General features: G+C 50.4%; 25 protein-coding genes and 1 pseudogene. 7 read left to right on the forward strand and 19 right to left on the reverse strand.

The window, feature by feature from the left end; translation table 11 throughout:
- Positions 1-19 precede the first annotated feature (19 nt).
- From fni to gla, 8 genes are all read right to left on the reverse strand, one after another.
- Positions 20-1024: a type 2 isopentenyl-diphosphate Delta-isomerase gene (gene fni, locus DHL47_RS04405; protein ID WP_209551031.1), complete on the reverse strand. Its 1005-nt coding sequence runs from the start codon at positions 1022-1024 to the stop codon at positions 20-22.
- Positions 1002-2027: a phosphomevalonate kinase gene (locus DHL47_RS04410; protein WP_209551032.1), complete on the reverse strand. Its 1026-nt coding sequence runs from the start codon at positions 2025-2027 to the stop codon at positions 1002-1004. The genes fni and DHL47_RS04410 overlap by 23 nt, the downstream gene beginning before the upstream one ends.
- Positions 2017-2964, reverse strand: coding sequence for a diphosphomevalonate decarboxylase (gene mvaD, locus DHL47_RS04415; protein ID WP_209551033.1), 948 nt, complete (start codon positions 2962-2964; stop codon positions 2017-2019). Before mvaD ends, DHL47_RS04410 begins: the two co-directional genes overlap by 11 nt.
- Complete coding sequence (gene mvk, locus DHL47_RS04420) at positions 2946-3824, reverse strand: mevalonate kinase (RefSeq protein ID WP_209551073.1); 879 nt, start codon at positions 3822-3824, stop codon at positions 2946-2948. The genes mvaD and mvk overlap by 19 nt, the downstream gene beginning before the upstream one ends.
- A gap of 149 nt (positions 3825-3973) precedes the next feature.
- Positions 3974-4909 (reverse strand): serine hydrolase domain-containing protein, encoded by a 936-nt coding sequence (locus DHL47_RS04425; protein WP_209551034.1) that lies wholly within the window; start codon positions 4907-4909, stop codon positions 3974-3976.
- Entirely contained in the window at positions 4906-5640 is a 735-nt protein-coding gene (locus DHL47_RS04430; protein WP_209551035.1) for a CppA N-terminal domain-containing protein, read from the reverse strand. The genes DHL47_RS04425 and DHL47_RS04430 overlap by 4 nt, the downstream gene beginning before the upstream one ends.
- 96 nt (positions 5641-5736) lie before the next feature.
- Positions 5737-7023, reverse strand: a complete 1287-nt coding sequence (locus DHL47_RS04435) for a DUF308 domain-containing protein (protein WP_209551036.1) — start codon at positions 7021-7023, stop codon at positions 5737-5739.
- Between the two features lie 207 nt (positions 7024-7230).
- Positions 7231-8103 carry an aquaglyceroporin Gla gene (gene gla / locus DHL47_RS04440; RefSeq protein WP_128834679.1) on the reverse strand — a complete coding sequence of 291 codons (873 nt, stop codon included), beginning with the start codon at positions 8101-8103 and terminating at the stop codon, positions 7231-7233.
- Positions 8104-8207: 104 nt separating this feature from the next.
- Here gla and DHL47_RS04445 point away from each other — a divergent pair, with 104 nt between their 5' ends.
- Positions 8208-10493: a Xaa-Pro dipeptidyl-peptidase gene (locus tag DHL47_RS04445; protein WP_209551037.1), complete on the forward strand. Its 2286-nt coding sequence runs from the start codon at positions 8208-8210 to the stop codon at positions 10491-10493.
- Between the two features lie 38 nt (positions 10494-10531).
- The gene (locus tag DHL47_RS04450) at positions 10532-10831 is read left to right on the forward strand and encodes a YbaB/EbfC family nucleoid-associated protein (protein ID WP_128834683.1); all 300 of its coding nucleotides are present in this window, start codon (positions 10532-10534) and stop codon (positions 10829-10831) included.
- 287 nt (positions 10832-11118) lie between these two features.
- On the opposite strand, the gene DHL47_RS04455 is transcribed toward DHL47_RS04450, so the two are convergent.
- The 3 genes from DHL47_RS04455 to DHL47_RS04465 are packed head-to-tail and all read right to left on the reverse strand — an operon-like array spanning position 11119 to position 14226.
- Positions 11119-12873 (reverse strand): glycerophosphoryl diester phosphodiesterase membrane domain-containing protein, encoded by a 1755-nt coding sequence (locus DHL47_RS04455; RefSeq protein WP_209551038.1) that lies wholly within the window; start codon positions 12871-12873, stop codon positions 11119-11121.
- Complete coding sequence (locus DHL47_RS04460; RefSeq protein WP_209551039.1) at positions 12870-13682, reverse strand: ElyC/SanA/YdcF family protein; 813 nt, start codon at positions 13680-13682, stop codon at positions 12870-12872. The genes DHL47_RS04455 and DHL47_RS04460 overlap by 4 nt, the downstream gene beginning before the upstream one ends.
- A 49-nt stretch (positions 13683-13731) precedes the next feature.
- Entirely contained in the window at positions 13732-14226 is a 495-nt protein-coding gene (locus DHL47_RS04465) for a DUF536 domain-containing protein (protein ID WP_128834689.1), read from the reverse strand.
- A 450-nt stretch (positions 14227-14676) separates the two neighbouring features.
- Between DHL47_RS04465 and aao the strand changes: the two genes are divergently transcribed.
- From aao to DHL47_RS04480, 3 genes and pseudogenes are all read left to right on the forward strand, one after another.
- Positions 14677-15852, forward strand: a complete 1176-nt coding sequence (gene aao, locus DHL47_RS04470) for an aminoacetone oxidase (RefSeq protein ID WP_209551040.1) — start codon at positions 14677-14679, stop codon at positions 15850-15852.
- A 15-nt stretch (positions 15853-15867) separates the two neighbouring features.
- Positions 15868-16392, forward strand: a complete 525-nt coding sequence (locus tag DHL47_RS04475) for a DUF1697 domain-containing protein (RefSeq protein WP_209551041.1) — start codon at positions 15868-15870, stop codon at positions 16390-16392.
- Positions 16393-16412: 20 nt separating this feature from the next.
- Positions 16413-16867 (forward strand): annotated as a pseudogene (locus DHL47_RS04480) (NUDIX domain-containing protein).
- A 34-nt stretch (positions 16868-16901) separates the two neighbouring features.
- Here the strand turns inward: DHL47_RS04480 and DHL47_RS04485 are convergent.
- The 8 genes from DHL47_RS04485 to DHL47_RS04520 form a co-directional block, all read right to left on the reverse strand.
- Entirely contained in the window at positions 16902-17642 is a 741-nt protein-coding gene (locus DHL47_RS04485; protein ID WP_209551042.1) for a MerR family transcriptional regulator, read from the reverse strand.
- 102 nt (positions 17643-17744) lie between these two features.
- Positions 17745-18491 (reverse strand): class I SAM-dependent methyltransferase, encoded by a 747-nt coding sequence (locus tag DHL47_RS04490; protein WP_209551043.1) that lies wholly within the window; start codon positions 18489-18491, stop codon positions 17745-17747.
- 230 nt (positions 18492-18721) lie between these two features.
- Positions 18722-19060 (reverse strand): AzlD domain-containing protein, encoded by a 339-nt coding sequence (locus DHL47_RS04495; RefSeq protein WP_209551044.1) that lies wholly within the window; start codon positions 19058-19060, stop codon positions 18722-18724.
- Positions 19050-19745, reverse strand: coding sequence for an AzlC family ABC transporter permease (locus DHL47_RS04500; RefSeq protein ID WP_128834703.1), 696 nt, complete (start codon positions 19743-19745; stop codon positions 19050-19052). The genes DHL47_RS04495 and DHL47_RS04500 overlap by 11 nt, the downstream gene beginning before the upstream one ends.
- 9 nt (positions 19746-19754) lie before the next feature.
- A complete protein-coding gene (gene tsaD, locus DHL47_RS04505; RefSeq protein ID WP_209551045.1) occupies positions 19755-20765 on the reverse strand; it encodes a tRNA (adenosine(37)-N6)-threonylcarbamoyltransferase complex transferase subunit TsaD in 1011 nt (336 codons plus the stop codon).
- A complete protein-coding gene (rimI, locus tag DHL47_RS04510) occupies positions 20755-21207 on the reverse strand; it encodes a ribosomal protein S18-alanine N-acetyltransferase (protein WP_209551046.1) in 453 nt (150 codons plus the stop codon). Before rimI ends, tsaD begins: the two co-directional genes overlap by 11 nt.
- Positions 21204-21890: a tRNA (adenosine(37)-N6)-threonylcarbamoyltransferase complex dimerization subunit type 1 TsaB gene (tsaB, locus tag DHL47_RS04515; protein WP_209551047.1), complete on the reverse strand. Its 687-nt coding sequence runs from the start codon at positions 21888-21890 to the stop codon at positions 21204-21206. Before tsaB ends, rimI begins: the two co-directional genes overlap by 4 nt.
- A 9-nt stretch (positions 21891-21899) precedes the next feature.
- Positions 21900-22364, reverse strand: coding sequence for a MarR family winged helix-turn-helix transcriptional regulator (locus DHL47_RS04520; RefSeq protein WP_209551048.1), 465 nt, complete (start codon positions 22362-22364; stop codon positions 21900-21902).
- Between the two features lie 132 nt (positions 22365-22496).
- Between DHL47_RS04520 and DHL47_RS04525 the strand changes: the two genes are divergently transcribed.
- Entirely contained in the window at positions 22497-23549 is a 1053-nt protein-coding gene (locus DHL47_RS04525) for an SDR family oxidoreductase (RefSeq protein ID WP_002903702.1), read from the forward strand.
- A gap of 347 nt (positions 23550-23896) precedes the next feature.
- Positions 23897-24127 (forward strand): DNA-dependent RNA polymerase subunit epsilon, encoded by a 231-nt coding sequence (locus DHL47_RS04530; RefSeq protein WP_128834715.1) that lies wholly within the window; start codon positions 23897-23899, stop codon positions 24125-24127.

Consider the following 24127-nt stretch of genomic DNA (forward strand, 5'->3'; position numbering starts at 1 on the left):
TTGTATGCATTCATCATTTTTATCTCATCTGCTCCTGGCCTTCTCGCAGCCGTCCATAGAGCAGATAGGGAACATTCTTTAATTCTTGCAAGTTTCGGCAGGACAGGGCGCACATGATGAGGCGCAGATCTGCTTTCCAGCCTTCCACAATGTCAATGACTTCTGCCACCGAGCGATGCTCGACCAGCTCCAGCATGGTGCGCGAGAGACCGACAGCCTTGGCTCCCAAGACCAAGGCTTTGATGATATCAAGCGGGTGACGGACGCCGCCGCTGGCCAGCAGCTCTACCTCATCGCGCAGGGGCTGAAGCGCCAGCAAACTTTGAAGGGTGGACTGGCCCCAGTCATTGAGATAGGTACGATTGCCGCCCCGCTGATTCTCGATATAGGCAAAGCTGGTGCCGCCCCGGCCGGAAATATCAAAGGTCTGAATCCCTAAAGAACGGGCCTCCTCCACAGTAGAACGATCCATACCAAAGCCGACTTCTTTGAGAATCAGGGGCAAATCCAGCTGCTGTCCATAGTCTGCCAAATGCTGCCGCCAAGAGCGAAACTCCCGCTCGCCTTCCGGCATGAGGAGCTCCTGCATGAGATTGACATGCACCTGCAGGAAAAGCGGCTGCAGCTCGGCCACCGTCTGCTGGGCTGCCTGATAAGGCTTGTCCAAGCCGATATTGGTCGCCAGCAGCAGATCTGGCCGTCCAGCTGCCACCTGATAGGAAGTATCAGAAGGATTCTTCAAAGCAGCGCTATAGGATCCTGTCACAAAGAGAAGACCGCAGCTCTCTGCCACCTGAGCCAGTTTCTCATTGACTTGACCGCCTTTTGGGCTGCCGCCGGTCATGGCATTGATATAAAAGGGAAATTCCCAGTCACGGCCGGCAAAATGAGTGGACAGGTCAATCTCCGCCAAATCATACTTGGGCAGGGAGCGGTGAATCAGCTCCATCTCATCAAAGCTGTTGTAAGCTAGGCGCTGTTCCAAGGCGTACGTAATATGGTCATCCTTGCGATTTTGGCTCATCACGGCCCATCCTTTCTCTGTATAGTAGCTCAATGCCGGCTGCCTGCCAAGCTCGAATCAGCTGATCGCTGGAAGCAGTATCGAAGCTAAGGGCAATGCCGCAGTCCCCGCCGCCGGCACCGCTGCTCTTGGCCACACAGTTCAAGCCAGAAGCTGCTTCCTTTAAGACCTTCAGCTTGTCCGTGTAAATCGCTGGGCTCAGCGCTTCTAAGAGCTGACTAGCCTGTTCCAGACTGGACTGAACCGCAGCCTTGTCTCCTGCCAGCAAAGCCTGTTCCAAGGCATCGACCTGCGCCCGGCTGCCTGTCAAAAAGGACTCAGAAATCGCCGACTTGACTTGATTGACCAAGTCCTTGGAAATCGCCGGCTGCTTGGTCCAGCCGACCAGAAAATCCATAGACAAACGAGGTTTGATCCGGCGGATTTCAAAGCCCCAATCCTCTGCCAGCAGCTGCTGCAGCTCAAGACTTTCCATCCGCCGGCTGACAGCAGCACGGTCAAAAGACCGATAGTAGATCAAGTCTTCGTAGGCAATGCAGGCCAGATCGCCCATGGATCCGTTATCCCCCCGCTTGAGGAGAACGTAGGAAGCCAGCTTGAAGAGCCGCTCAGGTGCTAAGTCCAGCTCATAGAGTGCCGCCATGGCCTTGAGGGTCAAAACTACGACGCTGCCGCTGGAGCCAATCCCGAACTTCCTGCCCTCCCTTTCCATCTTGCCGCTGATGGCCAGCGAAAATGGCCGGGGCTCACAGCTCAAGGTCAGCAGATAGGCATTCATAGCGGCCACCGTCTCCTGTATCAGGGCATAGTCAGAATCCGGCTCTAGGCTAGCGCTGTGCTCAAACATATCTGACGCCAAGCGATAGGCAGAGGCTGTCTGGATTTTTCCTGTCATATAGATGGGAACAGCCTTGATAATGGCTGGCTGACCAGCCGTCAGCACTGCATATTCCCCCGCCAGATAGAGTTTACCGCAGGTTTGAACGCTCGCCCTAGTCTTCATCTGGCAGCTCCTTTGTTTTGGAGACGATCAGTCGGTAATCCTTCTCAAAAATAGCAACCAGATGGTCTAGGTCTTCCTCTAGGCAGAGAACCTTAACATTGGGGCCGGCATCCATGGTAAAGTAACAGCGTTCGCCCTGCTCACGCAGCCTTCTGACAGCCTCCATGGCTTGGTAGGACGCCTCCGTCAGATAAGAAAAGGGCGGATAGGCTTTCTCTGTCGTGGCATGCATCCTAAGAGCATTTTCCTCGGTCAGCTGTCCGACTTTAGCAAAATCATTGTCTCTTAAATAGCCCAGCATGGCCTGATAATCCAAGGCTGACTGGGCCATCCAGTCAGCAAAGTTGGTAGAAGTCGCAGCACAGAGCTCCATGCCACTGCGGCTGGAAATAGGCTTTTTCTCATCGTGGAGGACCAGCATAATCATGGCCAGTTTCAAGTCTGTCTGGACTGGATAAATAGCGCCGCTGTCCTTATCCCAGGCTGCCAGAGGGCCAAAAAAGGAACGGGCCGAGGAACCCGAGGCAAACTTAGCCAGCTGAGCCAGTTCCTCTGTATCATAGCCGGTCTCAAAGTAGGCATTGCAGGCCTTGACCAGGGCTGACAGACCGCTGGAGCTGGAAGACAGACCCGCTGCAGTCGGCATGTTGTTGCTGGTGTCAATCCTGACCCAGTCTGTCGGCTCTGTCCGGAAACGGTCAATAATCCGGCTGATTTTGGCATGTTCAGCCGGACTTTGCAGCTGACCGTCGATGTAAAATTCATCCCTTACTGCTGTATCCGGCAAGGGACTCAGCTGCGTCTCAGTATACATATTTTCCAGCGTCAGCGAAATGCTGCTGGTTGCGGGAATCATTTTTTCAGCATCAGCCTTGCCCCAATATTTGACAATGGCAATATTGGCATAAGATTTGACACTTACAGGCTTTCGATCCATGTGTTGATAGCCCCTTTCTCTTTCAATAAGGCGGCTAAGGATTCCGCCTGGTCTTTTTCTTTGACAAGTGCAATGACGCAGCCGCCCAGGCCGCCGCCGCTCATTTTAGCGCCCAGCGCTTCATTTTCCACAGCCAAAGCCACCAAATCATCCGCCTTCTGGCAGGACACGCCCAGCTGGGCCAGCTTCTCATGCGCTCTGGTCATGGCCTGCCCCATGGTCAGCAAATCCTTGATGGTAATGGCTTTTTCGACAATTTTAGTCAGATTGCCCAGCTCCTGCAGCAAAGGCAGAGCCTTTTGACCCTGACTTTCGACCGCTCGGATGGCTTCGCGGGTATGGCCGTGAATACCCGTATCTGCAATCAGCAGAAACGCATCCAGATTCAGCTTAATCTCACTGAAGCCAAAGTTGCGGATAAACTTAATAGCCACGTCGCTGAGACAGGTCTTGGCATCCAGGCCGCTGGGATTCATATGGGCAATCATCTCAGCCCGGTTGGCTAGGATTTCCAGAGTCTGGTCATCCAGATTTTCCTCAAAATAATCAAAAACCGCCCGGATGGCCGCTATGCTGACCGCAGCGGACGACCCCATCCCCCTCTTCTCAGGGACCATAGACTCCACCTGACAGCGAATCTTAGCTCCCTGCCGGCCCAGATGTTCCAGACAGGCAAAGACAGCCATGGACAGCGTGTCCTCGGCATAGAGGGTCCAGGCCCGATCAGAAGGCAGCACCCGGCAGGTAACTTCGATGTTATTGAGGGGCAGGGCCAGGGCCGGATAGCCATAGACCACCGAATGCTCGCCCATTAAAATAATTTTACTGTGTGCCTTGCCGACACCGATTGCTTTTGTCATCATCTTCTCTTATCTGTAGATTCTCTCTATCTTATTTTAATATACTTTGGCCAAAAAAGCGATTTTTAATAGAGAAAATCACTGGGACCAGAGACCGATATTGATATCGGTGAGCATGAGAAAACTCCTGGCCTTGCAGCCGGAGCCCCTTACAGTTCCCTTCTTATCATCTCCATCACTTCATTGCGGTCCAAAATCCACTGGGCCCGCTCGTCTTTTTCATAGGTCCGGTTGGAGAGGAAAATGACCGCCTTTTGCTCGGCGCGATTGTACATGATAAAGGTGCCCGTGTAGCCGGTATGGTCCAGCCAGTCTCCATCCAGATTCCAGGCCAGACTGCGGGTCTTGCCGGGGTCCAAGGCAAAATTTTGACTCAGCTTTTCCGCAAAATCATCCTGCAGATAATGCTCCAGAAAGATTTCCAGATCCCTGACAGTCGAAAAAAGACCAGCGCTGCCGGCATGCCGGCCCAGGACACGCGCCTTAGGGTCGTGCACCAGACCTCCCTTGACTCCTCTTACCGTTGGCACAGCTCCTGCAATCGGTCCAAAGCCCGTCTCCGCCATCCCCCAAGGCTGGAAAATCTGACTCCGGAAAATCTGGTCCAGGGGCCGACCATAGACTTCCTCCAGCAGAAAGCCCAAAAGCAGAAAATTCACATCTGTATAGCGGAAGCTCTTATCTTCAAGCACTGTCAGATGATGGAGCGCCGCTTTCAACTCGGCAGCTGTCAGCTGATCACGATTGGGAATAAAAGGATCCAGCCCCGAAGTATGGGTCAGCAGCTGCCTGACTGTCACCCGCTCATCATGGAAGGCCGGGTAATAAGCACGTAGCGGCCGGTCAATATCCAGCCGCCCTTCATCAGTCAAAAAGGCCGCCAGAGTCCCGACTCCGACCACCTTGCTGACACTGGCCAGATCATAGACCAAGTCCTCCTGAACAGGCCTGCCTTTCTCCGGATCAGCCAGACCAAAGCAGTGCTCCTGCCACTGACCGTCACTGTAGAGAGCCAGACTGGCCCCGGGGTAAACTCCTGCTGCCAGCTGTTCTTTGATTTTGTCAAGAATGCCGTCTACAGTCATGCTTCAAACCACAGCTCAATCTTGCTAGGGTCCTGACTAAGCAGAAATTTGTCAGACTTAGGAACAAAAACCTCTTGATCCGTCAGTATTTCCCTGAGCGCAGCAGTATCCAAGTCCTTGACCTGAGCTTTGATCATCGCTATATCCCAAGTATGGGTGCTGTCAGCCTGCAGGTCTTGTCCGGCTGCAGCCGTGAAGGACAGAAAATCCAGCGCATTGACAAGCTTCCGATAGAAGCGCTCCGTTTCGGCCTGATCCGGCACATGGAGCTCTACCGTCTCTACTTCAAAGCAGCTGAGGCCGGCAAAGCCCTCCGGCTGCTGAAAATCCGGCACTGCCCTTACAGGGCGCAGATCAGCCAAATCATCCTCAGCATGCAGCAAAAAGGCGTGCCCCTCCGGAGACACTGCTTCAAAAGCATAAGATTTAGAGCCGCGGTAAAGCTGGACAAGATCTGGTTTTTGAGCCAGCAGGCCCTCAATTTCCTCAGGCTTCTCCACTCTGATAACGATTCGGGCTAATTTCTTAGGTCCCTTGACCCGGCGCGACCGCATGCTGGGTGATTCTTCCAGGACCAGCTTTTCCGTTTTGGTCAGATCCCCCAGAGACAGGTGGGCGGACTCTTCCAAAAGCGTCTTCATGCCCAGCACTTTTTTATAGAAATCCTGATTCAGGTTTCGATTGTTTACTTTCAATACAGGGATTATTCTCACAATTTGATTCACACTCATAAATTCCTCCAAACCATTTAATTGTAATGGATTTTAATCAATTTGACAAGAAATTATGCGCAAATCAACAATTTCTCAAACAATTTTTGCCTGCTTTTATTGGTAAACTGTGCGGGCGATGACCAAGTCATTGGCAGATTCAAACTCATACTGCAGATAAGACTGATAGGTCCCTGGTGCGATAATGCCCCGAATATCTAACATGTCGGTGCCGGCCTGACCGATAATCGAGTCGGCCAGCAGGCAGCAGTTAGTCGACATGACAAAGTAGGTCTTAAAGCGGCTGGTTGTAAACTTATAGAGCCGCGCTCCCAGCTCATGTCTCAGTTTGTAAGCATAGGTATGTCTGCCGTCTTTCAAATCAGCCGGCGGTTCCCATTCTATCAGCCATTGATCGATTTGGGCCAGACGTTTCTCCACCGCCTCCCTCTCCTGCTCTGTCAGCGACAGAGAATAGCCAAAGAGAGTTTTCTTGCTCTCCTTCTTGCAAAGCTCAATATAGTCATCTTTGCTGACCTTAAAAAGCACGCCGTCGCCAATCATCCCCTTGCAGCGTTCTGAAAAGACATCATAGCTGCCATAGGAAATGACCTGCCCCTGATAACAGATGTCAACATGGCCGATAGCCCCGAACAGACTCTCCTTTGATGTGTGGACCAAGACCTCCAAGTCAGCCGTCTTTTTCTCATCTTTAACAAGACTGTAAACAGTTTGCGTCGGCTCATGCACATTCTGCCCCCGGATAAAGCGGTTGAATTGGTCAAGATTTTCAGCCGGTATAAAAGCTGCCAGAATAATCGGCAGATTGATGCGGATATGCCGCCGGAGCTGGGTTCTTTCACGGTCATTGTCGAAAAAAAGCCCGTCCCGAATATTGGAAAATCCCAGCATGACCAGATACATTCCCAAAAAGAAAAACTGAACCTGCCCATTGACTGAAGGAGAGAAAACTGTCGCTAGGCCGATGAGACCGTAAAGAACCGTATCCAAGAGAAAACGCAGAGCTCCCTTGGACTGATTTTTTCGATAGAGATAGTAAGTAATGCCATAGACAGCTGCTGTTGCCAGCTGATAAATCCCCAAAATAATGATGACAATATCAACGGGAAGACTGCTGAGACGGTTCAGCAGGCCAATCAGATTGGCTAGCACAATGCGGACGATTTCAGGTATCACCGGGACTTCTTTTTTCCCCACAATGAAGTGGAGAAATAAATTGACCAGACCCACAAGAAAGAAATAAGACATCAGCAAATCAATAGCAACTTTCGTAAAATTCACTCCGTTGACGATAATAATCAGCCCGAAAGCAACTGCTAAAAAACCAAACAGCAAGGTTCTCCAGCGGCTGATTTTGCGGAGCTTTGATAGATTCATTTCCATAACTAACTGCTAACTTTCTTCAAGGTTTACTGTCTGTCCCTGCAGACAAAACTGCATCCACTGCTCTAGGACTCAACTGCGCCCCTTACTGGCAGACACTTCCTCACGGAAGCTTCATCTGCAGCCTCAAAACCTCCCCCAGAGGCTTTGAGCTAGTTTCGTCAAGAGCAGTAGAAAAGGAGCTGAGAATCCCCAGCCCTTTTGTCATTATAATCCGTAGATGGCCTTGTAAAGCAAGACAGCTGTAATCCCCGCAAGGATTGGTGCCACAACCGGTACCCAAGAATACCACCATTTTGAGTCGCCCTTGTGCTTGCCAAGAACTGACTGAGGAAGAAGGAAGTGCAGGATACGAGGTCCTAAGTCCCGAGCCGGGTTGAGACCTGGTCCGGTCGGTCCGCCCAGCGAAGTCACCAGTGCCATCACCAGGAAGCCCAAAGCCAAGTGGGCCACTGAAAGACCTGCCGCTGTGTGCGGAGCTAATTGGGCCTTGACTGCCAAATCGGTAAAATCAGCTGTCTGACCTGACTGAGCAGCCAGCTGCTTCATGTATTGGAGCGCTTCTGCACCAAAGTAATGCTTGGTCAAGCCGAGCGCCGCAAAGAAAAGAACGAAGGAGCCGACAAATTCATTGACAAATCCGTTTATCATAGCTGCCTTGCGGGACTCAGGCGTTCCATGATCCAAGCTGGAAATTGTAGAGAAAGTACCCAAAATGTTATTAGGATTCTCCGTTTTCAGGTAGTAAGGACGGTGAGTCGCTACGACCAGCGCCTGACCAAAGATGGCACCCAGAAGCTGTGCCGCAATATAAGGCGCAACCTGAGTCCATGGGAAGTAGCCGCTGACAGCCAAGCCCAAAGTGAAGGCAGGGTTGATGTGATTGCCTGAGACATTGCCAAACATCAAAGCCGGAATCATTACACCCATTCCGTAGCCGACAGCAATAACCAGCCAGCCGCTCTGATGCCCCTTGGTTCCTTTCAATTCAACGTTGGCTACAGCACCGTTTCCCAAGATAATGAGGATGGCCGTACCCAAAAATTCTGTGGCATATTTGACTGCCCATTCGAAATCCATTTGTTGATACTCCTTAAAATATTTTTAGACAAAGTCTATTTTATCAAGTATAATGGATAATGTAAAGGTCATTTTTAATAAAAATAAGAAAAAGAGGGAAAAATATGCGTTTTAATCAGTATAGTTATACAAAAGTCGATACAGAAAAAATGCGGAAAGAAATGGCTCTGCTGGGCTTTGAGCTGAAGCCGTCGCTTTCCCATAAAGAAAATCTGGAAAATTTTCTCCGCACCGTCTTTTTTACTTATAAAAATACAGACTATCCGCTTCGGGCCTGGGCAGCCGATAAGGAGACGGACCTGCTGGACTTCTTCCGCTCTGACCGAGAACTGACCGCAGAAGTTTTCTACATGGTCGCCTTTCAGCTGCTGGAGTTTTCACCCTTTGTCGACTTTGAAGATGCCGAGCAGTTCCGGCAGGACACGGCCTTTCCGATTACTTACGGCAGTCTGCTGGAAAACCTCTATCAGCTGCTTAGCACCCGCACCGCAAGCGGCAATCTGCTGGTCGATAAACTGGTCAGCCAAGGGCTGATTCCAGAGGACAACGCTTACCATTACTTCAACGGCAAGAGCCTAGCGACCTTTTCCAGCCACGATGCCATCCGCGAGGTGGTCTATGTCGAATCACGCGTGGATACCGACCAGGACGGTCGGCCCGATCTGATCAAAGTCAGCATTATCCGGCCCCGCTATGCCGGAACAATCCCAGCTGTGATGACAGCCTCTCCCTACCATCAGGGCACCAATGACCCCGCCAGCGACAAGGCCCTCCATAATATGAATGTCAATCTGTCCAAGAAAAACCCGAGGAAAATTGCCGTCCGCGATCCTGAGCTCAAAACTATCCAATCCGAGCAGGACTGGGAAGGAGAAGAGGCGGCGGAAGCCGAGGAAAAACTGGGCCATATCGGCACCTACACCCTCAATGACTATCTGCTGCCGCGCGGCTTTGCCAATCTCTACGTATCCGGTGTCGGCACCAAGGATTCAGAAGGGCTCATGACCAACGGCGATTACCAGCAGATTGAAGCTTATAAGAATGTCATTGACTGGCTCAATGGCCGCTGCCGGGCTTTCACCGACCACACACGCCAGAGGACGATTAAAGCCGTCTGGTCCAATGGCAAAGCGGCGACGACCGGCATTTCCTACTTGGGCACCATGTCCAACGGGCTGGCCACCACCGGCGTGGAAGGCCTGAAGGTCATCATTGCCGAAGCCGGCATTTCGTCTTGGTACAACTACTACCGCGAAAACGGGCTGGTGACCAGCCCCGGCGGCTATCCGGGCGAAGACTTTGAGTCCCTGACCGAGCTGACCTACTCCCGCAATCTGCGGGCCGGAGACTACCTCCGCCACAATGCCGCCTATCAGGAAAGCTTAGAGCAGGAGCGCAGAGACTTGGACCGTGAAAGCGGGGACTACAATCAATTCTGGCATGATCGCAACTACCTTATCAACGCTGATAAGGTGAAGGCCGAGGTGGTCTTTACCCACGGTTCCCAGGACTGGAATGTCAAGCCCCTCCACGTCTATAGGATGTTTCATGCCCTGCCGGCTGGTCTCAAAAAACACCTCTTTTTCCATAACGGCGCCCATGTTTACATGAACAACTGGCAGTCTATCGACTTTCGTGAATCCATGAACGCCCTCCTGTCTAAAAAACTCCTGGGCTGCGAATCAGACTTCGAGCTGCCGCCGGTCATCTGGCAGGACAATAGCCAAGCCCAAAGCTGGCAGACGCTGGAAGATTTTGGTGGACAAGAGCAGAAACGCCAGTTCCAGCTGGGCCAAGACTGCCAAGTTATTCAAAACCAGTATCCAGAAGCAGACTATCAGCGCTTTGCCAAGAGTTACCAAACCTTTAAAACTGAGCTTTTTGAGGGAAAGGTCAACCAAATCACACTGGACTGGACCTTAGAAGACGATCTCCTCCTCAATGGAGCCAGCCAGCTGACGCTCCGTCTCAAATCCAGCAGCGACAAGGGCTTGATTTCAGCTCAGCTTCTGGATGTCGGAGCTGCCAAGCGGCTGACGCCTCTTCCGACTGTCCTTGCTCCCAGAGTGATGGACAACGGCCGCTACTACATGCTGGACAATCTGGCTGAACTGCCCTTTACCGAAACACCCCACCGGGTCATCACCAAAGGCTTTCTCAACCTGCAAAATCGGACAGACCTGCTGACGGTTGAAGAGGTCACTCCTGACCAATGGCTGGAATGCGCCTTTGACCTGCAGCCGACCATCTACCGGCTGAAAAAGGGAGACCAGCTCCGTCTGGTTCTCTATACCACTGACTTTGAGCATACCGTCCGCGACAAAACGGACTACCAGCTGACCGTTGACTTAGAAAAGTCCAGACTGGAATTGCCCCAGCAAATATGGTAGAATAGGTTGTTCAAGCAAACAATAAGGAGATTTTTACGATGATGAACATGCAAAGCATGATGAAGCAGGCTCAAAAGCTTCAAAAGCAAATGGAAAAAGGTCAGGCAGAGCTGGCTGCAACTGAATTCACCGGCAAGTCTGCCCAAGATTTAGTCCTTGCCAAGCTGACTGGTGATAAGAAGGTGGTCAGTATTGATTTCAACCCAGCTGTCGTCGATCCTGAAGATCTGGAAACTCTATCAGAGATGACGGCTCAGGCTCTGAACCACGCACTGGCTCAGATTGATGAAGCGACTCAGAAAAAAATGGGCGCTTTCGCCGGCAAACTCCCTTTTTAATCCAATTCAAAAGAGACTGGGATTTCTCAGTCTCTTTTATAGTCTTTTCCTTTGCTTTTAGCAGTGGCGGTGGGACAGTTTCAGCCTATCGCTTAACGTACAGGACGATAGGGCAGCGAGCTGTTCAAAATCCACAACTTTTCTACCTCATTATCTCGTTTCTAGGTTCGGGCTGAACGAAAGCTGGGAACTGCGTTCCCTTTATCTCCAGCCTCCAACAGTCCTTATGGACTGTTGGAGCAAGGCGAGTTGACAAAGTCATAAAAGATAAGCTAAATGGCGATATCTTATGAAAAATTCAGCAGATCCGCCGCTTTATTCATGAGCAGAACGGTGTACTTGGGGTTGTTCTGCAGCTCTTTGATGGAGGTCTGGACCAGCTCCAGATTATCCGTAATCATACCGTCCACTCCCAGACGGAAGGATTTGGCAATACTGTCCTCATCATTGATTGTCCAGTCGTAGAGCAGCTTATCTGTCGTCCACAGCTTATTGACAAAATTTTCATCCAGCGTAGAGTATTCCATGGTATAGCCGGAAGCCTTGGTTCTGGGGAAAATGGTGTTGTAAGGCAGGATAAAGAAGGTCGGTATCGCCGCATCATAGGTAACCGTCTTATCAATTACCCGGTAATCCAGCGACTGAATCTGGTGGCCGTAAATCTTGATATTGGCTGCATAAAGCTTCAAGAAACGATCCATCATATCCGCCGAATCAAGCTTACTGGTCTTGATCTCAATCAGAAGCCGCTGCCCCAGCTGATTGGCCCGCTTCAGATAAGCATCAAAGCTGGAAATCTTGGCTGTATGGCCGTTTTCGGAAATATCCAGAGACGTCAGCTCCTCCAAGGTCAGCTCCTGAGGCCGAGCATTGACTCCGGCCAAGGCCTGCAGATTAGCATCGTGCATCATGACAAACTGACCGTCCGCTGTTTCCTGAACATCCATTTCAATATAATCCGGCTTGAGCAGGGCCGTTTTTTCCAGCGATTCTACCGTATTTTGGACTCCATTGGCCTGCGAAACCCCACGGTGGGAAATGGTGACAGGAATGGTTTCCAGCGGAAAATTAATATAGAAAAAACCTTCCACAGCAAAAATGGCACCGGTCGTCAGCAGGACAAACCAACGCATGAGAGGCAGGCCTTTTCGGTGCCTGTATTCAGATAGGCTGCTGTCGGTCAGAAAGGCTGCAAATTTGATCAAAAAGTAAGCCAGCATGATATAATAAGCCAGTTTAATCAGGACATAGTTGACCAGAGCGCTGGCAAAAGCAATGCTATTGGACTGACTATCCATATACTGCTGCAGCAGCAGAATGGGCAGGCTGATGAGAGTGAAGAGAAGGAAACTCTTGATCAGCAGCCAAGCAAGTTTCCAGGTATAGTACATCACGCGCTTCTTCGTTTTCCCCAAACTATAGCGCAAGGCGTCACGCAGGCCAGCATGCTCAAAAAAGAGCTTGGGCAGGGCAAACATGAGGCGGACCGCTGCCACAAAGAGCAGAAAAATCAGCCCGTAAATCAGCCACTTCATCCAGACCTCTGTCTTGAGATAGGTCACGATAAATTCTGGGATTAAAAGTTTGTTCAGATAATAAATCTTCAAAATCTGACGCAGGAAAGGGAAGAGAAAGCCCGTATAGAGTGCGATAAAGACCACCTTTCCGGGCCGGGCATAGCGGATCAAGGACCAGCTGTCCCGCAGCGTTTTTCCCAGAAACTGAAAGACACTGCGCTCCTGCTTATCCAAGAGATTGCGAAGCCCCAGAAAAATCAGCCCAATCTGAAAGTAGGCAGTAAACAGATTGGCGGCAAACAGGCTGACGAAGCCCAGCGTGACCAGCCAGTTAGAGGTCAGGACTCTGACGGCATTATTGTAAGAGAAAAAGAGATAGCCAGTCTGTCGGAGCAGCCCTTCAGCTGCAAACGAATTAACGGGCACCCAGACAGACTCCATGAACATGAAAACCATGAAAAAGAGCACCAATATTTTGTCAAGGTTGCGGTACAACCTCAGAATTCCCAGTCTTTGTGATGTCATTGTATTCCTTTATTTTCTTTGGAAGCATAGAGAGGATCGGCCTTTCTGATCAGCCCGCCGTATGTCTCTGTGAGCTCAGCAAATGCCTGCTCTACGGCCGCCGGTATAGTCACATGGACCAGATAATTCTTGCCGCGGGGACCGTAGCCATTCTTGTCATCCCGCAGACGGGGAATTTCTCCCATGAGCAGGCTGATATAACGCTCCAATTCCCACATGCCGCGAATCTCCTGAGCAAAGACCAGCTGCTGCCCCTCTGTCACCGTCTGGGCCCTATAGGCAGCATAGTTGATGATGACGGTATCCGCCCTTGCATGCTTTCGCAGCGTTGCTTCCATGCGGGCCTGCATCGTCGCATCCTGACAGAGAATGATGGACCGGCAGTCAATGCTTTTCTTTTCCAACAGTTCCAGAAGATAGGTGATATTATTGCCGCAGTTGGTGGACTGGCATTCCAGATAATCCGCTGCTGCATGGTGCTTTTCCTTGAGATAGGCTGCAAAAATCTCGGCTTCAGACAGACCTCTGACGACAAGCCGGGGAAGCTCCGCTGCTGCTTTCTGCCGCAGCCCGTCGGTCGTATGTCCTGCTCCGCCGACGATGATATAAGTCCTGGCCACTTCAGCCCTGATAGCAGCTGCCAGCACATCTCCGCCGGCCAGGACACTGCCGCCGAAAAGCACAAAGACATCCGCCTGAGCAAAGCCATATGTGTCCTGCAGGGCCGACTGACTGAGCTCCGGCAGATCCCTGCGGCCGCAGAATTGGCCCAGAAGATTAATATTCGCCGCAATCCGTTCTTTCTTCATTTCTTTACCTACAAATAAATCTCAGCTGCCTTATCAACTGAGATTTTCTTTATTTACCAAATAAACGTGCCCAAAAGCCTTTGCTTTCCTGCTCCTGCACCTTTTCTTTGGCTTCGTCCAATTCCAACAGCAGGGTTTCACGCTCATTCATGGCCTTGGCTGTCAGCTGCTGCTGCTGGTCCAGCTGCTTGTCCTTCTCCGCAATCTGCACATCCTTGATGCGCAGCTGCTCATCTTTCTTAGCCAGCTGACTGTCCTTGGACTTCAGCTGCTCATAGAGACGGACAATTTCTGCATTTTTCTCGTCCACCAAGATTTCCATCAGCTCCCGCTGCTTGACATCTTCGCTGACCGGCTCATCTTCAAAAATGGTTTTTTTATAAATCTCTTCCAGCTTAATCAAACCGCTGCGGGTCACAACCGTTACGCCTTTTTCATTTTTCTGCGTATCTTCTTCCGGCAGGGCCTTGACACGGTTGTTAATCGCCTGACGGCTGACACCGAGAATCTCGGCCAGCTCACTGACTGTCTTTTCTATTGCCATAATTTCCTCGAAAACTTTTTCTAGTTATAGATAAATAAATCTTATCATATCAAGCCTTGACTGTCAAATTTTCCTTGTTTTTCAAGGATTTGGCCACTGCGGCTCTCTTTTTTATGGTACAATGAGACAGGGAGCAGAGCCTTGGAGACACTTCCCTGCGGAAGCTTGATTCACAACGGCAAAGCAGGACTTTGAGTGATTCCGGCGCTGCCCGGCAAGGGATTGAAACGATGGCGTCAGGGGCAGCAGGCAGAGAAAAGCCTGCAGGATACCCCGCAGCACGACAAACAGATTTCTGCCCTCCCTGTCTGCTCCTGCCTCATCTGATGCCGATGTTCATTGACTATGAATATGAATCATTCGCAGAGCCAGAAGGCTTCTCTCAGAAAAAAATACAGCATCCCCAAAAATCAAATCTTACTCTTGAAGAGTCAACAGCAAAGGAACATCATGCAAAACCATTTTGATACCATCGTCATCGGCGGCGGCCCGTCCGGTATGATGGCCGCTATTTCCAGCTCCTTCTACGGACAGAAAACCCTGCTCCTTGAGAAAAATAAGCGGCTGGGCAAAAAGCTGGCCGGAACAGGCGGCGGCCGCTGCAATGTCACCAATAACGGGACTTTGGACGACCTTATGGCCGGCATTCCCGGCAACGGCCGCTTTCTCTACAGCGTCTTCTCCCAGTTTGACAACCACGATATTATCAGTTTTTTCACCGACAACGGTGTCCAGCTCAAAGTCGAGGACCACGGCCGAGTCTTTCCAGCCACAGACAAATCCCGCACCATCATCGAAGCGCTGGAAAAGAAAATCGCCCAGCTGGGCGGGACTGTCCAGATCAACACCGAGATTGTCTCAGTCAAAAAGACTGGGGAAACCTTCACCGTCAAATCCACAGACTCCATATGGACCTGCGATAAGCTCATCGTGACGACTGGCGGCAAGTCCTATCCCTCGACCGGCTCCACGGGCTTCGGCCATGAGATTGCCCGCCATTTCAGGCATACCGTGACAGACTTGGAAGCAGCTGAAAGCCCTCTCCTGACCGACTTTCCCCACAAGGCTCTCCAAGGGATTTCGCTGGACGATGTGACTCTCCGCTGCGGTGCGCACACCATCACCCACGACCTGCTCTTTACCCACTTTGGCCTGTCGGGACCGGCGGCCCTGCGCCTGTCCAGCTTTGTCAAGGGCGGTGAAACCATCTATCTGGATTTTCTCCCTCAGATGGATCAGGAGGAAGTGGCAGCATTCTTAGACAGCAAGCGGGAAAAGTCGCTCAAAAACAGTCTGAAAATCCTGCTGCCCGAGCGCTTAGCAGACTTTATCGCACAGCCATTCCCCGAAAAAACCAAACAGCTCAGTCCCAAAGAGAAAGAAGCCCTTCTCAGCCAGATGAAGGCCCTGCCCATTCCCGTCACCGGCAAGATGTCTCTGGCCAAGTCCTTTGTCACCAAGGGCGGCGTCAGTCTCAAAGAAATCAACCCTAAAACGCTGGAGAGCAAACTGGTTCCCGGCCTCTGCTTTGCCGGCGAAGTGCTGGACATCAATGCCCATACCGGCGGCTTCAATATCACCGCTGCTCTCTGCACCGGCTGGGTGGCAGGGTCCAGCCATTATTAGAAAAGAGAGGGCAAAATGGAATATATTATCTTACTGCGCGGGGTCACCCCAAGCGGAAAAAACGCCATCCCGAAAATGGCTTATCTAGTTGAAATTTTAACAGAAGCTGGCTTTGAAAAAGTCAGAACCTATATCCAAAGCGGCAATATTTTACTTGACAGCCCACTTCCAGTAGAAGAGATCCGACATCTTGTCCATCGCCTCATCAAAGACCAAATTGGAGCTGATTTGAAAATGGTTATCAAAACCAAGAGGGACCTTGAAAAAATGGCTGACGAAAATCCTTTCATAGAAAAACATTACCTTTATGACCGTGTGCACGTTATTTTATATCAAAATTCCATTCAAAACCTGCCTTTGGAAAAACTCCTGCCGGATTATGGAGGAGAAGAGATTTGCATCGGCCATCACTGCCTCTACCTCTATCTTCCCCGAACTGCAAAACGCAAAAAGCTGAACACCAACTATCTTGAGAAACTCTTTGGCGTGGATTTGACCATGCGAAAATTAAAGGTCATCGAGAAGCTCTTGTCTAAGTAATATCACGATTAAGGAGAAAAATGAAACGACTGGAAAAGGCAGAATTTGTCAACATGTGCATGATCTATGACGGAGAAAAAGTTCTCGTCCAAGATCGAGTGAAACCGGACTGGCCCGGCATTACCTTCCCTGGCGGCACGTGGAGCGCGGCGAGTCTTTTACAGATGCGGTTATCAGAGAAGTCAAAGAAGAAACGGGACTGACCATCTTCAAACCTCAGCTGTGCGGGATCAAAGACTGGTATGATGACAAGGGGGTTCGCTATGTCGTCCTGCTCTATAAAACAACGCACTATTCTGGCATCCTGCGGTCATCAGACGAAGGAAAGGTCTGGTGGGAAAGGTTTGAAAATCTTTCCAATTTAAAACTAGCTACCAATGATATGTCTGATATGCTGCGTGTCTTTTTGGAAGAAGATTTAAGTGAATTCTTCTACTACAAAGACGGCGACGACTGGAAGTATGATTTGAAATAATACAAAACCGGCGAGCAAATCTCCGCCGGTTTTGTTATTCTCCTTGCTTCTGCACATAAACCGCAATCACATCTGCTGTATACCGGGCTGTTCCGGCACCGAATTGGTCAATGTTCTCTTTAAACTCAGGATTGGCCGCATAGCCACGGCCGATTTGCGCAAAAATCTCCAGCGAGCAGTCAAAGCTATAGCGGCGAATCGTCTGCAGGAGCTGGGCTGCCTGCTCCTGATTGGTCTCGGCAGCTGCCGGCAGGCCTTGCTGCAGATTATTTGCCAGATTCCGAAAAATCCGATTAAAAGCTGCTGTCACCTGCTCCTCTTGGCCTGCTTGTCTGCCGATAGCTTCATCCACAACAGCCTGCCCATATTTTTCCACAGCTTGGTCATGATAGCTTCGATGAGCTTCATAAGTAAAGCCAGCAAATTTTTCTTCTGTTGTTATCTTTCTTTCCCCTTTTTGAGCTTGAATCGTTTTTCGCAAAGTGGAAATCAAGATATCCAACCGTTCCTTTTCCTGCTCCAAAGACTGCAGCTGTCTCAGCAGGTGCGGCAATAAGTCCTGCCCTTCTTGAGCAAGCAGCTCTGCTATTTCCTTTAAAGGAAATCCAAGATATTTATAAAATAAAATAATCTGCAGGCGCTCTAAATCGGCTTCGCTGTATAGGCGATAGCCATTTTCTGACTTGAGCGGGCTCAGAAGCCCAAGCTTATCATAGTGGTGCAGGGTCTTGACAGAGACACCTGACAGCTGGGCTGCTTCTTTGATATAGTACATTCGACCTCCTTGTCCATCTAGTATAGACCCTGACCTAAGGGGAGGGTCAAGTTTTTGGGAATATTGTCAAAGCCGCCTTAGGGCTGCTAAAGCGGCTGAGACTTATTTGCGGGATGCCATAGCAATAAAGCCCAGCTTCTCCTGATTTTTCTTAAACATCTTAAACATCTTGACAAACTGCGGGCGATTCTCTTTCTTGAGGGCATTGCGGATGATTTTCAGAGTTCCGCCCAGCCCCTCGTCATAAATCATGCCGCGCGGGCTCATAAGGGTCATGTTGCCGACGAAGGTTTCCACCTGATCAAACTTGTGCGAACGGGCCAGCTGGATCCAGGAACCTTCCGTCAGCGGACCGACATTGACATTGATGGCCCGGGACAGCTCCTCCCGCACCGCCTCATCCTTTTGCTTGAGCATGACATCATGGGTCAGAAGGACACCGCCAGGCTTGAGCACCCGATAGTATTCATCCAGGCACTTATTCTTTCCCTTTTCACTCTGCATGGTCAGCATCGCTTCATTGATGACAATGTCAAAGCTGCTGTCCTCATAGGGCAGCTTCATGGCATTGGCCTGCTCAAAGGTCACCAGCTCGCCGACTCCGGCCTTGTCCCCATTGACCCGCGCCTGATTGAGAGCCGCCTTGTCCAGATCAACCGCCGTAATCCGGCAGCCGTACTTTTTAGCCAGTTCAATCGTGGTGGTCCCCATATTGCAGGCAACTTCCAGCACTTTCTTATCACTGGAAAACTGTCCCTGCTCAATCAGCCAGTCTGTTGCTTTCCTGCCTCCGGGACGGAGCCGTTTTTTTCCCAATTTTGCGAGAAATGTATGTCCTGCTTCTGCCATTTTTTCACCTCCGAGATGTAGATAATTCTATTATACCACAAATTCTTATATTTTCAGATAATTCTTAGAAAACAACAAACAGGCAGTGGGACAGGAAGCGGGAAAGAACTCCAAACAAATAACAAGGGTTTGTCTTCCCGATTTTTATACGATATTTTCAAACGATACACCCCCTCTGCGGGTGAGGACGGAGCCATCATGGAAGTCTGTCCCGGCCTCGTCAGCAGATGTCACAGTCCCAAAAGCTGGGCAGCCAGCCGCAGCAAGGCCACAAGTACCACGCCAAACAGGACCGTTCCAATCAGATTTTTATATCTAAATGCCACATAGGCTGTAGGAAAGACTGCCAGCAAATCCAGCCATTTGAAAACAGGAAAATGACCGGTCTGCGTCTGGGTTACGCTGGAGAGGATGAGAGCAAAGATAATGGAAACCGGCAGATATTTGAGAAAGCGCTCGGCCAAGGGGGGCAGACCCTTGTACTTGACCAAGATAAAGGGCAGAACCCGCGGAATCCAAGTCACCAGGGCTGAGCAAAGAATAGCCAGCAAAATATAGTTACTTATCATCTAACAGCACCCCCACCGTACAGCCCAGCAAGGTCGCAAAGAGGACCGCCAGCGAATGTTGAACCAGCATGGCGAGAAGCAGATAGGCCAGACCCACTACGCTCAAGACCAAAAACAGCTTGTTCATCCTGACCCGGCGCAGCATCAGTGCAAACTGGGAAGAAAAAATCCCGATAAACATGGCTACCAGAGCAAAGTCCAGACCAAAGCTTTCCGGATTGGGCAGGAGGCCGCCTAAGGCCGTCCCTGCAACAGTCCCTAAAAACCAGGCCGCATAGCTGAGCAGATTATTACCCTGCATCCAAGAAGCGCTAATCAGCTCCGTATGCAGCTGCTCCCCCATCAGCACCCCATAAGTCTCATCAGTCAGCAGGCTGCCAATGGCTATATTCTCTCCCAGACTGGACTTGCGAAAAAAAGTCGATGCATGCAGGCAGAGCAGCAAATGGCGGATATTAATCAGAAAGACCGTCAGAGCAATGGCCAAAACCGGCGCCTGCAGAGCAATCATCCCAATCATAGCAAACTGAGCACTGCCTGCATAAACCAAGAGGCTCATCAGCGCCATTTCAAAAAGATTCATGTAGGGTGCCGCCATAATGCCGCAGGCCAGGCCGATACTGATATAGCCCAGAGCCGTCGGCACAGCAGCCTGAGCCCCCTGCTTAAATGTTTGTCCGCGCATAATTCCCCTTTATTCTAGCGTATCAAAGGCCAGGCTGGGCTTGGCATTTAGGTCCAGTCCGGCAAATTGTTTCCTGTTCCACTCGCTGACGCTGGCATAGGCAATCATCCCAGCATTGTCACCGCAAAGGCGCAGAGGCGGAATGATCACCTTAACATCCTGAATCTCAGCTGCCAAGCGTTCTCTCAGGCCTTGATTGGCCGCAACACCGCCCGCCACGACCAGGGTCTTGACTGGATATTTTTCCAGCGCTTTCTTAGTCTTGGCCATGAGAATATCCATGACCGCCGCCTGAAAACTGGCAGCCAGATCCGCCTTGGACAGGGTTTCGCCTCGCTGCTCAGCATTGTGATAGAGATTGATGAAGGCTGATTTCAGTCCGGAAAAGGAGAATTCCAGATTATCTTCCTTAATCATCGCCCGCGGAAAATCGTAGACATCCTGTCCTTGATGAGCCAGCTGATCAATCTCCCGGCCAGCTGGATAGGCAAGCCCCATGACCCGGCCGACCTTGTCATAGGCCTCCCCGACTGCATCATCGCGGGTTTCGCCGACAATCTTGTAATCACCGGCTTGGCTGACATAGACCAGCTCGGTATGACCGCCGCTGACCAGAAGGGCCAGAAGCGGAAACTCCAGCTCCTCCACAGACTGGGCTGCCATGAGATGGCCGGCCATGTGATTGACTGGGATGAGCGGCAGACCGTGGGCCCAGGCGAAAGCCTTGGCTGCAGCCAGTCCCACCAAGAGAGCGCCGACCAGACCCGGGCCGTAGGTCACGGCCACAGCCGTCACATCCTGCTCCCTGATGCCCGCTTCCTGCAGGGCCTCCTCGATACAGACCGTCAGCACCTCCACATGGTGGCGGCTGGCCACTTCCGGCACCACTCCGCCAAAGCGCCTGTGGCTCTCTATCTGGCTGGCAATGACATTGCTGAGGAGCTCCTTTTCATTCTTCAGAACCGCCACGCTGGTCTCATCGCAGGAGGTCTCAAAAGCTAAAATATATCTATCTTTCATGGCTTTCCCTTTTCATGACAATCGCATCTTCTGCCGGCGCATGGTAGTAGCCCTTGCGCCGAGCGATTTCCTTAAATTTCTCCTTTTTGTAAAATAGCAGAGCTGGGCAGTTGGACTCCCTCACCTCAAGGAAAATATCCCTGTCAGCCGGCAGATTCTCAAAGAGGGCCGTAGCAATTTTCCGACCCTGATAGGCCTGTCTGACAGCTATCTGCAGGACTTCGGCCTCAAAGGCCGTGACTTGCAGCGCTAAAAATCCGATAACCGCCCCCGCCTCCTCTGCCAGAAAATACAGAGCCGTTTCTGCGCACAAATCCTTTTCCAGCTGCTCCGCTGACCAAGGGCTGACCTGATAGACATCGGACAAGATCTGATAAAGGCTTGCTGCCAACTCCGCTCTTTCCGCAGCAGAACCGCCCTCCCATTGCCTGATTTCCGTCATAGGCGCTTGATGTAGGAATCCTTGGCTGCTTCGTGCGTTTTCAGCCAGTTTTCCTCAGCCTCTACCCGCTTGAGATAGTTAGGAACAAAGTCATGGACAGACTGGGCCGGCAGCTGCAGACTCAGGCGCCCGATGGCAGCTGCATCCGGCAGAGTTGGACAGATGACAGCCTGAGGCAGCTGCTCTCTGATCTGCTCCGCAAAGGCAGCCGTTTCCCCGACAAAGGTCACCGGCTGATCCGCAGCGCCAGCTATTGCCAAAACCTCCGCAAAAGGCAGATGGCCCTCTGGCCGTACCGCCTGTCCAGACTGATAAAAGCCGGCATAGACATTGTTGCGGCGCGCATCCATGATGGGAACGGCCAGTCCCGCTGTACTCTCTGGCACCAAGGCCAAAAGGCTGGAGACCCCGACCAGCTCAATCTGGAGCGTATGAGCCAGCGTCTTGGCTGTCGCCACCGCAATTCTCAGACCTGTGTAGCTTCCTGGCCCCTGAGCAACTACGATACGATCCAAATCCGTCGGCTTCATGTCCAGACTATTCATCAGAAAATCAATAGCCGGCATCAGGGTAATGCTGTGGTTTTTCTTTATATTTAAAGTCATCTGCGCCAGCAAGGTCTCGTCCTCTAAAATCGCGAGCGTCAGCGCCTTACTTGACGTATCAAAAGCTGCAATCTTCATGCTTATCCTCTATTTTTCCTCTTGCCGCCAAAGTGAGCGGCGTTTTAATTTGTCTTCGTAGAAACTATCTACCAAAAATTCCTCTAAAATCTGGCTAAAAGCCTCCAAATTAGGCACTTGCTGCGCCAAGTATTTTCCAAAAATCGCTTCTTGCTCAGCAATCTTGGGCAGCAAATCCGCTCCAGCAGCAGTCAAGCTCAAGCGAGAACTGCGCTTGTCCTTGCTAGAAATTTCCTTCTTGACCAAGCCTTTTTTAATCAAAGCCTGCACCAAGCGACTAGGGCTTTTTTCCTCACAAATCAGGGATTCCCCCAAGCCCTTGAGAGACAGCGGAGCATGTTCGCCCAAAACGAGCAAGACCTCGCTTTGATTGGGCGTAATTCCCAAAGGCTCTAGCAACTTCCCATATTCTCTCGTCGCTAAGCTCTCTGCACTTCTAAACAAATAGCCAAATCGAATTCCTTCTGCTACCACGCTGCTCTCCTTTCAAAAATCACTTCTATACTATTTTACACTAGATTAGGTAAATTGTTGACAATTTTAGTTAAAAAATATAAAATCTTAAATAGATGATATATCATCTATTTGCAAAAGGAGGAAAAACGGATGACCCCAAACCCTACAAATCAAAAACCAGCTAGAACAATGACCCACGCTTTTGTGACTGGTGCGACCGGTCTTTTAGGAAATAATCTCGTGCGTGCTCTGCTAAAAGAAAACATTCAAGTGACCGCTCTCGTTCGCTCCGAGGAAAAAGCGCGCAAACAATTTGCCGACCTGCCTATCCAGATTGTCAAGGGGGATATTTTAGAGCCCGAAAGCTATCGTGACTATCTAGCAGGCTGCGACAGCCTCTTTCATACCGCTGCTTTTTTCCGCGATAATTATAAAGGCGGCAAGCACTGGCAGGAGCTCTACGACACTAATATTATAGGCACAAATAACCTCCTAGAAGCTGCTTACGAGGCTGGTATCCGCCAATTTGTCCATACTTCCTCCTGTGTCGTACTGGAAGGTGAGGCCAATCAGCTAATCGATGAAAGCATGTCTCGCTCAAAAGATACTCCTTTTGATTACTATCGCAGCAAGATTTTGAGTGAAGAGGCCGTTCGTGATTTCTTGGACAAGCATTCAGATGTTTTCGGTTGCTTTATCTTGCCGAGTGTAATGTTGGGTCCTAGAGACCTTGGTCCGACCTCCAGTGGGCAGCTGATTATCAATTTTGTAGAGCAAAAACTTCCAGGTATCTTAAAGGCTAGCTATAATATGGTGGATGCTAGAGATGTAGCAGATATTCATCTCCGCGCCATGAAATACGGACGCTCAAAGGAGCGCTATCTGGCAGTTGGACGGCAAGTGACCATGACAGAATTGTACCAAATACTGGAAAAAATCACTGGCGTTCCCGCCCCCAAGCGCAAGATCTCCCCTCTTTTCGTCAAAATCTATGCCCAAGCAAGTGAGCTCTACCACCGGCTCACCAAAAAACCAATTTTGGTTACCAATGAGCTCGCTCATCTCATGGCCGAAGAATATCTCAAAAGTAATTTTAGCTTTGCCAAAACCGAGAGCGAGCTAGGCGGACAGCATCGCCCTCTCGAAGAAAGCTTAGCTGACGTGGTAGATTGGTACCGCAAGCACGGCTATTTCGCCAAATAAGCAGCCCTCAAAATCAAGTGACCAAATGTTCATCGCTTGATTTTTCTTTTTGTCAAGCCGCTTTGGCTGAAAAACCGTCTCTGAAATTCACCGTCCCGACTTGCTTCCTAAGCTCATTCTATGGTATAATTACAATAATAATTAAACATCAGGTCAATTTCATTACGCTTACTTTTCCATAAGATACAAGGCTAAAACAGCATTTTAGCCTCTTCATTTGAGTAAGCCCTATCAGAAGTCACAGCAATCGCTCACTTTCCATTTATCATTTTTAATTTATCATGTGAAGAAATGCGCTAACGCTTGCCTTCTTTTATTTTTTAGACCTTATCACAGAAAGGAATCTTATGATTTACAAAGTTTTTTATCAGGAAACCAAAGAACGCAGCCCGCGCCGGGAAAAGACCCGCTCCCTCTATCTGGAAGTGGATGCCGACAGTGAGCTTGCCGGCCGCATTCAGGCTCGCAAGCTAGTCGAAGAAAATACCCCTTATAACATTGAATTTATCGAGCTTTTGTCTGACAAACACTTAGACTATGAAAAAGAGTCAGGCACCTTTGAATTAACGGAGTTCTAA

This window comes from Streptococcus panodentis, assembly GCF_017884005.1.
Classification (GTDB): domain Bacteria; phylum Bacillota; class Bacilli; order Lactobacillales; family Streptococcaceae; genus Streptococcus; species Streptococcus panodentis.